The organism is Pseudomonas viridiflava, from assembly GCF_900602065.1.
GTDB lineage: Bacteria > Pseudomonadota > Gammaproteobacteria > Pseudomonadales > Pseudomonadaceae > Aquipseudomonas.
On sequence record NZ_UWFN01000188.1, the window covers coordinates 1 to 278 of the forward strand.

At 64.4% G+C, this 278-nt stretch carries 1 pseudogene; it reads right to left on the reverse strand.

The annotated features are described in order from the left end of the window. A pseudogene (locus EE949_RS10530) lies at positions 1-278 on the reverse strand (chemotaxis response regulator protein-glutamate methylesterase); the annotation flags it as partial.

Consider the following 278-nt stretch of genomic DNA (forward strand, 5'->3'; position numbering starts at 1 on the left):
TGCCGGGACACACCCGAGGCAAGGACGTCAGCACGGCTTCCAGCGCCTGGGTTCCCCCGGTCGAGGTGCCGATGGCGACAATCCGTTCGGTCGTCTGGGCCATGGCGTGTCCGTTGGCTGCGGGCAGGATGGCATCTGCAGTGAGCTTGCTGGCGGGCGCCAGGACAGGAACCGCAGCGCGCTTTCCCAGATTCCTGACATTGGAGTTGGCTGCCGCACGAATCGCTGTCACCAATTCTGCAGCCGACTCGATCAGGAAGTTCTTCAGGCCCGTGGTG